Annotated in this window: 11 protein-coding genes and 1 pseudogene; 10 read left to right on the forward strand and 2 right to left on the reverse strand. The window is 46.4% G+C overall.

Annotated elements, in window-relative coordinates; translation table 11 throughout:
* Positions 1 to 15: 15 nt before the first annotated feature.
* From rpsI to JCM10914_RS22440, 7 genes and pseudogenes are all read left to right on the forward strand, one after another.
* The gene (gene rpsI, locus JCM10914_RS22410) at positions 16 to 408 is read left to right on the forward strand and encodes a 30S ribosomal protein S9 (RefSeq protein ID WP_023964962.1); all 393 of its coding nucleotides are present in this window, start codon (positions 16 to 18) and stop codon (positions 406 to 408) included.
* Between the two features lie 281 nt (positions 409 to 689).
* Entirely contained in the window at positions 690 to 1,124 is a 435-nt protein-coding gene (locus tag JCM10914_RS22415; RefSeq protein ID WP_023964964.1) for a MarR family winged helix-turn-helix transcriptional regulator, read from the forward strand.
* 28 nt (positions 1,125 to 1,152) lie between these two features.
* Complete coding sequence (locus tag JCM10914_RS22420) at positions 1,153 to 2,796, forward strand: DHA2 family efflux MFS transporter permease subunit (protein WP_023964966.1); 1,644 nt, start codon at positions 1,153 to 1,155, stop codon at positions 2,794 to 2,796.
* A gap of 194 nt (positions 2,797 to 2,990) precedes the next feature.
* Positions 2,991 to 3,683, forward strand: coding sequence for a phosphoadenylyl-sulfate reductase (locus JCM10914_RS22425; protein ID WP_023964967.1), 693 nt, complete (start codon positions 2,991 to 2,993; stop codon positions 3,681 to 3,683).
* 51 nt (positions 3,684 to 3,734) lie between these two features.
* Positions 3,735 to 4,903: pseudogene (sat, locus tag JCM10914_RS22430) on the forward strand (sulfate adenylyltransferase).
* 70 nt (positions 4,904 to 4,973) lie between these two features.
* Complete coding sequence (cwlD, locus tag JCM10914_RS22435) at positions 4,974 to 5,747, forward strand: N-acetylmuramoyl-L-alanine amidase CwlD (RefSeq protein WP_023964971.1); 774 nt, start codon at positions 4,974 to 4,976, stop codon at positions 5,745 to 5,747.
* A 66-nt stretch (positions 5,748 to 5,813) separates the two neighbouring features.
* Positions 5,814 to 6,905, forward strand: coding sequence for an Mrp/NBP35 family ATP-binding protein (locus JCM10914_RS22440; protein WP_023964973.1), 1,092 nt, complete (start codon positions 5,814 to 5,816; stop codon positions 6,903 to 6,905).
* Between the two features lie 57 nt (positions 6,906 to 6,962).
* Here JCM10914_RS22440 and gerD read toward each other — a convergent pair whose 3' ends face one another.
* The gene (gerD, locus tag JCM10914_RS22445; RefSeq protein ID WP_023964975.1) at positions 6,963 to 7,685 is read right to left on the reverse strand and encodes a spore germination lipoprotein GerD; all 723 of its coding nucleotides are present in this window, start codon (positions 7,683 to 7,685) and stop codon (positions 6,963 to 6,965) included.
* A 128-nt stretch (positions 7,686 to 7,813) separates the two neighbouring features.
* Here gerD and JCM10914_RS22450 point away from each other — a divergent pair, with 128 nt between their 5' ends.
* Entirely contained in the window at positions 7,814 to 8,407 is a 594-nt protein-coding gene (locus tag JCM10914_RS22450; protein ID WP_036719611.1) for a KinB-signaling pathway activation protein, read from the forward strand.
* A gap of 58 nt (positions 8,408 to 8,465) precedes the next feature.
* Here JCM10914_RS22450 and pdaB read toward each other — a convergent pair whose 3' ends face one another.
* Entirely contained in the window at positions 8,466 to 9,272 is an 807-nt protein-coding gene (gene pdaB, locus JCM10914_RS22455; RefSeq protein ID WP_023964979.1) for a polysaccharide deacetylase family sporulation protein PdaB, read from the reverse strand.
* A gap of 94 nt (positions 9,273 to 9,366) precedes the next feature.
* On the opposite strand from pdaB, the gene JCM10914_RS22460 reads away from it, so the two are divergent.
* Positions 9,367 to 9,942, forward strand: a complete 576-nt coding sequence (locus tag JCM10914_RS22460) for a stage II sporulation protein M (RefSeq protein ID WP_023964981.1) — start codon at positions 9,367 to 9,369, stop codon at positions 9,940 to 9,942.
* 240 nt (positions 9,943 to 10,182) lie between these two features.
* Complete coding sequence (locus JCM10914_RS22465; RefSeq protein ID WP_023964983.1) at positions 10,183 to 10,413, forward strand: hypothetical protein; 231 nt, start codon at positions 10,183 to 10,185, stop codon at positions 10,411 to 10,413.
* The last annotated feature ends 159 nt before the right edge of the window (positions 10,414 to 10,572 follow it).

Here is a 10,572-nt window from a genome sequence, read left to right on the forward strand (position 1 = left end):
AAGGAGGACAGTTTCATGGCACAAGTACAATACTATGGGACAGGTCGTCGTAAGCACTCGGTAGCACGTGTACGCCTCGTACCGGGTGAAGGACGCATTGTCATCAATAAACGTGATATTAATGAATACTTCGGTTTGGAAACACTCAAACTGATCGTAAAACAACCTTTGAATCTGACAGAAACGCTGGGCAGCTATGACGTACTCGTTATCGCTCACGGCGGCGGCATTTCCGGTCAAGCCGGCGCAATCCGTCACGGTATCTCCCGTGCCCTGCTGAAAGCAGATCCAGAGCTTCGCGGTTCTCTGAAAAGAGCTGGATTCCTGACTCGTGACCCTCGTATGAAAGAGCGTAAGAAATACGGTCTTAAAGCGGCTCGTCGCGCACCTCAGTTCTCCAAACGTTAATATTGTATCTACGAAGTCCTTGGCCCATGGGTCAAGGACTTTTTTATTACTGCATGCCCGCTTTCTAGTGATGGATAATCACGGTGAAGGCGGGCTTTTGAATGTGGTTATAGGGTATAAAGATGCAGCCACAAATTTACACGAAAGAATGTTTTGAAATACCCTTGACTATATATGTAAATGGAGATATATTAAATATTGCATTTACTTAAGTGGTTAATTAATTATCAATTAATTATTAATCAGATAATCGATTTTAGTGAAAGATAAGGGGGATATGATTGGATCATAATGAGGAAATTTTTCAAGTATCATCTATGTTCCGGGCTCTGCTCAAGAACATTTCGCAAGAGTGGAACAAATCGAGTGCGGGGAAGTATAATCTAAGCTTTCCACAATTTCAAGTGCTGTATGTGTTGAAAATGCGCGGGCCGATGAAGGTATCCGAGATTGCCGAGAAGTTGACGCTGACACCACCGGCTATTACCGGGCTGACAGATAAGCTGGTCGCAGAAGGATATGTACAGAAGGAACGGGCAGAGGATGATCGAAGAGTTGTGAACATCACGATCCTGGAGCCAGGACTTGAGATGTTAATGAAGGTGAAGAAAGATCAGAAAGAAATGATTGAAAGTTTTTTTAATATTCTGTCTGAAGAGGACATTCAGCATTTGAGACGCATCTTCACTTTGATGCTATCGAATATAGATAAATAACATAAGGGGTAGAGGTGGAACAAAGCGCATGGAGCATTTATCGCAAAAACGCAAGTTAACCATTATGGTTGCGATTATGGCTGCAATGTTTTTCGCAGCCATAAACCAGACGATTACAAGTACGGCTATGCCGCGAATCATCGCCATACTGGATGGAATGGATTATTATACATGGACGATTAACATTTACTTATTAACATCAACAATTGCCACGATTCTTGTAGGTAAGCTGTCTGACATGTTTGGACGGAAGCCCTTTATATTAGTCGGTATATTATTTTTTATGTTGGGTGCTTTTTTAACAGGTACATCTAACGACGTTTATCAATTTATTATTTACCGTGGTATTCAGGGCATTGGAGCAGGTATTATTCAATCAACAGCTTTTATGTCGGTTGGTGACCTCTTCTCCCCGCGCGAACGGGGCAAGTGGATGGGCCTCATGACTGCTGTCTTTGGTTTCTCCAGTGTGCTCGGGCCGACGCTCGGCGGATACTTGGTTGATAACATTGAATGGCGCTGGTTGTTCTGGATCTTCCTGCCGCTGGGTGTGGTAGCCTTTATCATGATTATGACGCTGTTCCCGAAAGTCGAACGCAAGCCTGGGCAATCGATTGACTATCTGGGCTCGCTGCTATTAACCATAGCGATCGTGCCGATGCTGCTGGCCTTCTCTTGGGCAGGTACGGAATACCCTTGGGATTCTGTCGAGATTATAGGGCTTTTGGCTGCTTCTATTGTGGCCGCGATTATCTTTGTATTTGTTGAGATGAAAGCGAAGGAACCGATTCTTCCCATGAGTCTGTTCCGCAACAGCATTGTAACGGTATCCAATCTGATTGGCTTTATCATGAACTTCGGTTTAATGGGAGCTATGATCTATATTTCCTTCTATGTGCAAGGGGTTCTTGGAATTTCGCCGACCTATGCGGGATACGTCACCATTCCGATGTCCGTCTTTATGATGGGGATGAGTGCAGTGGCAGGTCAGTTGATTGCCAAGACGGGGAAATATAAACGCTATGCATTAATCGGTGTACCTATTATGATACTGGGTATGGGCATTATGGTCATCATGGATAACATTTGGCTTACTGTGCTCAGTACGATCATATTTGGTATCGGTCTGGGCCTCGGTATGCCGGTGTTCTCACTCGCTACGCAAAATGCGGTGTCACACAAGGAGCTTGGTGTGGCGACAGCATCTTCCCAACTGTTCCGTAATCTTGGGGGGACAATCGGTATCGCTGTCATGGGAACCGTCATGGCCAATAATCTCACGAAAAACTTGAAATCAGCCATGGAATCTTCCAGCGCGCCTGATCTAAGTTCATTGGATCCGCAGCTGGCGGAGAAACTGGTGTCCTTTGCAAATCCACAGACGCTCATGAACAAGCCGCTGATCGAACAGACAGAAGCAAGTCTGCCCGCTGATGTGCAGCCGCTATTCATGCAGATGATTGACAGCATACGAGATGCGCTGGGTAACACCTTGTCGATGGTGTTTCTGACGGGGATGATCGTTCTTGTTGCAGCACTTATCTTGGTGTTCTTCCTCAAGGAAATTCCGCTTCGTACATCCAACCAAACTCCGGCCCAATCGGAGGGGAGCGATGAAGGTGGTGAGAAAGGCAAATCTCAGCCTGGAGACCCTTCAGTGGCTACGGATTAATTACCTGAATGTTTATCCTAATGTTCGATATACGTGCTAATCGAAAACCCTTTTCTGCTTTTGTAGAAAAGGGTTTTTGTTATGTGAAGGAGGCTATTTGATGGTTGACATTTATTAGGAATGTTTTATACTGTATTTAATTCATATTATTTCAGTAGGAATTTCAGGGATAAGACGGGGGAGGGAATTATTTCATGAATTTATTGGAGAAAGAAGATCTAATTAGAGACAAAGTGGATGAATTGGAAACCGCTTCAGCAGAAGAGATCATTGCTTTTGCAATTGACACGTTTCCCAATATCACATTCGCATGCAGCTTCGGTGCAGAAGATGTGGTTTTAGTTGATATGGTTCAGAAGATTAGTCCATCGACCGATATTTTTTATTTGGACACGGATTTTCACTTTAGAGAGACGTATGAGACACGCGATCGCATGGAAGAGCATTATGGTTTATCATTCGTACGGGTATCTCCGCTGCTAACACCGGAAGAACAAGCAGCACAGCATGGGGACTCCTTGTGGAGCGTCGCTCCGAATGAGTGTTGTAACATCCGTAAAGTTGAACCCTTGACCCGTATCTTATCCCAATATGACGCTTGGATCACGGGGATTCGGAGAGACCAAGCACCGACAAGAGCTAACTCGAAAAAGATTGAGTACGATACGAAATTCGGTCTTGTTAAGTTCAATCCGATTGCAGGTTGGACTACGGACGATGTATGGAACTATATACGTGAGAACGACATTATCTACAACCCGCTACATGATCAGAACTATCCGAGCATTGGCTGCGAGTACTGTACGAGACAAGTAATGCCTGGAGAAGATCCACGCGCAGGACGCTGGTCAGGGCATGAGAAGACGGAATGTGGTCTGCATAAGTAACCGAAGTGTCCATAGTTCATTCATATCAGCATATATTAGGAGGAATCATACATGACTGCCATCCTGCCTCATGGAGCTCGCTTGTACAGCGGATAGCCCAAGGTGAAGAGCGCGATACATTATTAGAACGCGCAAATGAACTTCCCAAGATACCGGTCAATACGTGGGCCGTTTCCGATTTGGATTTGATTGGTGTGGGGGCCTTCTCTCCGCTTCAGGGTTTCATGAACGAGAACGATTACCGTTCGGTCATTTCATCCATGCGTTTATCCAACGGTACGGTATGGAGCATTCCGATCACGCTGTCTGTCCAGGACGACACAGCCAACCGGATTGCGATTGGCGAACAAGCCGCGCTCGTAGGTGAAGAGGACGGTGTCGTTTACGCCATCATTGATATCGAGAGCATATATCAGGTGGATCAGTCGAATGAGGCGGTTCATGTGTTTAAAACTGCCGATCCGGAGCACCCTGGCGTCAAGAAGCTGTTCGAACGTCCGTCCACCTATGTAGGGGGGCCGATCCAAGTGCTGAATCGACCACGACCTGAGCGCTTTGGCGAATTTTATTTTGACCCTCTCAAGACACGTGAACAGTTTAAGGCGAACGGCTGGAAGACCGTGGTCGGATTTCAGACTCGTAATCCGGTTCACCGTGCGCATGAATACATCCAGAAGAGTGCGATGGAGATTGTAGATGCACTCTTCCTTAATCCGTTGGTAGGTGAGACAAAGTCTGATGACGTGCCAGCCAATGTTCGGATGAAAAGTTATCTAACCTTGCTGGATAATTATTATCCTGAAGACCGTACCTTCCTGGGGGTATTTCCGGCCGCCATGCGCTATGCTGGACCTAGAGAAGCTATTTTTCATGCTATCGTTCGCAAAAATTACGGTTGTACCCACTTTATCGTGGGTCGAGATCATGCAGGTGTTGGCGATTATTACGGCACGTATGAAGCACAGGAGATATTCGCGAATTTCACACCTGAGGAACTGGACATTACTCCGCTGTTCTTTGAGCATAGCTTTTTCTGTACGACGTGCGGAAATATGGCTTCAAGCAAAACCTGTCCGCATCCTAAAGAGAATCATCTCACCCTATCAGGCACGAAAGTACGTGGTCTGCTGAGAGAGGGGATTTGCCCGCCTCCGGAATTTACGCGCCCGGAAGTTGCCCAGGTATTGATCGAGGGCATGAAAGAGCAGGTCACGGTATAACCAAGTCATAATCCGCCACCTTGTCCCATATGATGGAGTAGTACAACTCATGGGACGAGGTGGTTTTGTTATGTCCAGGCGGAGATCAGGCGAAGTATCGGTGTGGATATCGTGGAGAAGAATCAAGCAAACCATGCTGGGTATTGCACTACTGGCGTTGTTCATTATCGTGGTGACGTATGAAATTCCCTCTGCCAAGACATCGAATTCCTGGAGCCTGCCACTGGCTGGCAAGGTCATCGCTCTAGATGCTGGTCACGGAGGTCCAGACGGGGGGGCGGTCAGCCGTCAAGGCGTGATTGAGAAGAACGTCAATCTGGCCATTACGTTGTACCTGCGCGATTACCTTCAGCAAGCCGGAGCGACGGTAATCCTGACAAGGGAAGGGGATTACGATCTGGCCGCCGAAGGTACGAAGGGATATTCGAAGCGGAAGCGCGAGGACCTGAAGCAGCGTGTAAGGAAGATAGAGGAGAGTCAGGCAGAACTTTTTATTAGCGTACATCTCAATAGCATACCTTCCAATCGATGGAGGGGAGCACAGACCTTTTACCCGCCTAACAATGAGGAAAGTAAGAAGATCGCGGAATTCATCCAGACTGAAATCAGGCATAACCTGGAGAACACTCAACGTTTGGCCAAAACGGACGACACTATTTATCTGCTGCGCTCTTTGCGTATGCCATCTGCTCTGGTGGAGGTCGGGTTCCTCTCACACCCTCAAGAATCGGAATTGCTGCGTGATGAGAAATATCAGCGGAAGGTAGCTGCCTCAATCTATAATGGCATCCTGCGCTATACGTCGGGGGAGACGATAGACGAGTCGTCACAAGCGGCCCAGTAATGGTATAATAGAGAAGATATTGTGAACAATGTCTATCCTATTACATAGAGCAGAGGTGCTTATCATATGCTGACCAGAGAACAGATACAGGAAATACTCCAGCCTTTACGCGATCCCGATACAGGTAAGAGCTTGATGGAGCTTCAGCGTATTCGAGACATTGTCGTGAAGGAAAATACGGTTAGGCTGTCGGTCATATACAGTAGTGAAGAAATACGAGCTACCCTGGAGGCACAAATCAAAGAATTGTTAGAAGCCATGGGCGCAACAGAAATTTACATTCGCATGAAGCCGCTGGATACAGGCTCTGCTGGGACCTCACAGCAGGAAGAGCCAAGCGATCGCGATAAACTGACTAAAGGGCATGCCGCCGGCATGGAAGGCAATTCTCTCTTAAGCGAGCAGTCCGGGGTGCATTTTATTGCGATTGCCAGCGGTAAAGGCGGGGTGGGTAAATCCACAGTGACCGTGAATTTAGCTGCTGCCCTGGCTCGTCAAGGCAAGAGAGTCGGCTTGATTGATGCTGATATATACGGGTTCAGCGTTCCAGATATGATGGGAATGGAAGAGGGGCCTACCGTCACGGAGGATGGCGTCATTCATCCTGTTGAACGTTTTGGCGTAAAAGTGATGTCCATGGGCTTCTTCATTCGAGAGAATAGTCCGGTAATCTGGCGTGGACCGATGCTTGGCAAAATGCTGCGTCAATTTTTCAGTGATGTCGCTTGGGGCGAACTCGATTATATGCTTCTTGATCTTCCGCCTGGAACAGGGGATGTAGCGCTTGACGTGCATCAGATGATCCCGCAGAGCAAAGAGATTATCGTCACCACGCCGCATGCAACGGCTGCATTCGTTGCAGCCAGAGCAGGTGCCATGGCACTGCAGACGGAGCACGAGATTCTTGGCGTCGTGGAGAACATGGCGTATTATGCATGTTCCCATTGCGGTGAGAAAGACTATGTGTTTGGTCGTGGGGGCGGCGGGAAGCTTGCAGAAACCCTGCACACGGAATTACTCGCACAGCTTCCGCTTGGAGGACCCGACAATCATCCGTCAGAGCCGGATTTTTCACCGTCTGTTTATAAGCCGGGAACCGAGAGTGGAGCGATTTACGATGCGATTGCGTTGAGAATAACCGATAAACTTGAATCCTAGTAGAAGTTAGTAAACAAGCTCCCGCTTCAGCGGGAGCTTGTTTTGTGTATAAATGTTCTATTCTCCGCCGCTATCGCTGCCTTCACCGCTGCCATCGCCGCTCTGGTCTTTGTTTTGTTCTCCGTCTCCCTCGCCATTTCCGCCTTGTTCTTTTTGTTGTTCTTGTTCCGATCCTTTGTTCTTCTCCACCTTAGGCTGGAGTTCTTCCTGAACAACGGACTTCAACAACTCCATTACTTCCATGCGGAACAGAGGATTCTGCATCGCCTCTTGCATAACTGTCATGGACTGCTTGCGATAATCCGGTGTATTCGTCAATTCAAGGAAGGACTTCATGACTTCGGGTGATTTTAGCATATCTTCGATCGCTTTCTGATACGTTGGATCTTTGATTAACTGCAGGTGAAGCTTTTTGCTCTCCGAATTGATGGCTTTCGCAAAATCGCCCGCGAATTTCGGGTCCGTCATAATCTTCTCGATTTCCTTCTTATAGTCATCCGAGATCAGCGTATCTTTGACAGCCATGCGAATTTGATCACCTGACTGAGCGGATATCATTCGCATCCCCATCGAACCGCTACCGGACTCATTACCTGTTCCGCTCCCCAATGCATCTTCTACAGCCTTCTTACCTTCATCCGTCTTGAGAATGTCGACTACCATCGTCTTAAGTTCTTTATAACCGAGCTGCTGGGACGAGCTCTGATCTGAACCGCAACCGGTGAGCATCGTGACAGCAACAAGGATGATTAACATTAAGCGAAATAACGGCCACTTCATCACCGTTTGTCCTCCTTTTTTACGGTACTATGGATAGTATGTGATGGATTTGCAGAAATATGTCGGATTCAGAATGGTTTTTTATTGTGAACGTTGGTAAAATAATGATCTGTGGGGGTGGAAGCGAATTGAGCTTAAGAAAATGGGCCAAGTTATTTCTAAAAACGTTACTGGTCGGAGCCATCGGGGCTGTTATCGTCGGCCTTGGGCTGCAACTATTTAACGGCGCAATAGAATTCACCGGTACAGCGGATCTATTATTGTATCCGTTGATCCTGCTTGGGTACGGTGCACTGGTGAGTGTTTATTCCCAGATGGGTTTCTTTGCATATCTGACCTTGAACTATATGGGAATCGGCATATTCAAGCGGAGAACATGGCAATACATCCAGATCGGGTTGTCCGTACTCGCATTGTTTGAATTAATGTTCTTCCGTACATTTGTAGGCGGGAACGAAAGCCTGGGGCATGACCTGACGCTGGGAATCGGTATTTTGATCGTTGCCATCGTTGTGGCGTATTTCAAAGCGAAGAGTACCAATGCAAGCGCATGGATCCCTACGATCTTCTTCATGATCGCGGTAACGACCGTAGAGATCATCGGAGTGCTGAGCATAGGGGAACGGAATGCAACCCTATTTATCATCATTCCATTGCTGATCTGTAATGCATACCAAATTCTAACGCTTCATAAAGTTACACAAGACGAAAAAAAGAGCTGATTATAGCTCTTTTTTTGTTAAACATTATGGAAATACTTATATTTATGAAGTCGAATGTCTACAGACCGCCTGCATCCTCGATGCTTTTTTGCAGTAAGGCTTGATCGCGAACTTCAGTGCCGTTGGTGGTACCCTGCTGAAGCAAATCAGTGACGGTCACGAATTCATATCCTTGGTTACGCAATTCCTCGATGATTTGAGGCAGCGCCTCATGGGTCTGCTTGACCGAATCGCTGGCATGCATGAGCACGATATCCCCAGGATGAGCTTTCGAGATGACGCGGTCAACGATTTTCTCCACGCCGATGTTCTTCCAATCACGCGAATCGGTGTCCCATTGAATGACGGTATAATTCAGACTTTGCGCTATACTGAGGACCCTTTTGTCAAAATCTCCGTTCGGCATTCGAATCAAATTCGGTTCTTGACCTGTCATTGCGGTTAAAATATCATGGGCGGAGCTAATTTGCTTGCGTATCTCTTCATCGGTCAGGGTGCTGTAATTATCGTGTTTAAAACCATGGCTGCCGATTTCATAACCGCTTTCTTTGATGGCGTTTACGATGTCCGGATGCGTCTTGCTCCAAGGGGCTGAGAGGAAGAAGGTGGCCTTCTGCACGCCATTGTCTTTCAGCACCTGCAGAATGGGCTCTGCGCGCTTCTCACCCCAGCTAATGTCGAATGTAAGGGCAATCTGCTTCTTGTCCGTAGAAACGCTATAAATCGCCGACGGGTTGTTGTTCTCGGAGAAGACCGAGATGTTATCGCTCTCCACATAAATAACGCCAATCGCAAACACGGCTGCAGCAAGAACGAAGAAAAACCGTTTGATCTTCCTGCCGTTGAATACATAAAAAGAATTCATAATACGTGCGCCCCTCTCCCTACAATGTGCAATAGCTTGTATACTTTCAAGATATGCTCGTACTTGTGAGTTATACCAATTTAGGAGGTAACGAATGTTTAGATTTAGCATTTTTCTCAAAGATTTAGTGTCGATCCGCAAAGCGCTTATCATATCAACGATATTGTTTGCGGCCGGAATCACGGCAGGCTGGATTTCGGATGATTTTGAAGAGTTACTCATAGGGCAAATTCAAGGATTAGCTGAAATAAGCCAACAGTTGAATGCGTCTGACAATCCAGAGTGGAGTTTCTTTGTGTTCATATTCTTCAATAATGCGATAAAAAGCGTCCTGGTCATGTTCTCAGGTTTGCTGGTCGGGATCATGCCGATATTTTTCCTAATCATTAACGGAATGGTCATCGGTTTTCTACTTCGAATTGTGCAGGCAAGTGGTGAAAGCTTGTTTGATGTGATCGTAAAGGGTCTGCTTCCGCACGGCATTATTGAGATCCCGATGATTGTCATTGCATGCGGATACGGTTTGGCATTAGGCGGACTTGTAATAAGAAGTATCATAGCTGTTCTCACCAATCGAAGCGGGATAGGAGAGGATTGGCGCAGCTATGGCGCAAATTGGTACAGCCTCATTGTGGGTTGTCATACTGTTACTCATTGCGGCGGTCATTGAAAGCACAATTACGATGTGGCTGTTGTCATAATTTTCCCGGAAAATGTGCATACCTAATAAAGCAGCAATTTTGCAGATGAGAAGGGGCTGCGTTATAGAGAAGCTTTAAGTGAGAATAGAACAGCTTTGCTGTCGGTTTAGGTTCCTGGCTATTTCGGTTAAATCACCAGTACATAGACTCAGCTTAAATCCGATTTGAAGATATGTTGTAGTTCTCCCCATATACAAGGAGGTCCTATCATGCTGGGAATGTTATTTAATGAGAAAGAATGTAAAGAGCTTGACTATGTATTGCGCAAGGAACTGGATGAAATGCTGCTTGACCTGAGTGATCAGAGATTGGACCAGAATATAAGAGCGGCGATCGCGAATCGTTATAAGACGGTTTTTCGGATGTATGCTAGGTTTGCTCCTCAGAAGGAGTTATCCAAATATGCACGTAACGGGAAGTTTCCGCAAACGAAGCATTAAAAATAAGAAAATGTATTGACGAATAAGCTCAAGTTATGGTAAATTAATTTTCGCTTCCTTTTCGAAGAGAAGCCGCCAAACGGCGGCTTACTAACTTCGAAGATTAACTTCAAAAAACTTTTTCAAAAAAAGTGCTTGCAAAGTTGGTAGGGAGTATGG

Origin of the sequence: Paenibacillus sp. JCM 10914, from assembly GCF_001315105.1 — a bacterium.
Classification (GTDB): Bacteria; Bacillota; Bacilli; order Paenibacillales; family Paenibacillaceae; genus Paenibacillus_AQ.

What these genes read in the sequence shown, in the direction of transcription:
- JCM10914_RS22460 (WP_023964981.1), top strand. Translation starts at nt 9,367, where the DNA reads ATGTTTAGATTTAGCATTTTTCTCAAAGATTTAGTGTCGATCCGCAAA.
- rpsI (WP_023964962.1), top strand. Translation starts at nt 16, where the DNA reads ATGGCACAAGTACAATACTATGGGACAGGTCGTCGTAAGCACTCGGTA.
- JCM10914_RS22420 (WP_023964966.1), top strand. Translation starts at nt 1,153, where the DNA reads ATGGAGCATTTATCGCAAAAACGCAAGTTAACCATTATGGTTGCGATT.
- JCM10914_RS22425 (WP_023964967.1), top strand. Translation starts at nt 2,991, where the DNA reads ATGAATTTATTGGAGAAAGAAGATCTAATTAGAGACAAAGTGGATGAA.
- gerD (WP_023964975.1), bottom strand. Translation starts at nt 7,685, where the DNA reads ATGAAGTGGCCGTTATTTCGCTTAATGTTAATCATCCTTGTTGCTGTC.
- JCM10914_RS22440 (WP_023964973.1), top strand. Translation starts at nt 5,814, where the DNA reads ATGCTGACCAGAGAACAGATACAGGAAATACTCCAGCCTTTACGCGAT.
- cwlD (WP_023964971.1), top strand. Translation starts at nt 4,974, where the DNA reads ATGTCCAGGCGGAGATCAGGCGAAGTATCGGTGTGGATATCGTGGAGA.
- JCM10914_RS22465 (WP_023964983.1), top strand. Translation starts at nt 10,183, where the DNA reads ATGCTGGGAATGTTATTTAATGAGAAAGAATGTAAAGAGCTTGACTAT.
- pdaB (WP_023964979.1), bottom strand. Translation starts at nt 9,272, where the DNA reads ATGAATTCTTTTTATGTATTCAACGGCAGGAAGATCAAACGGTTTTTC.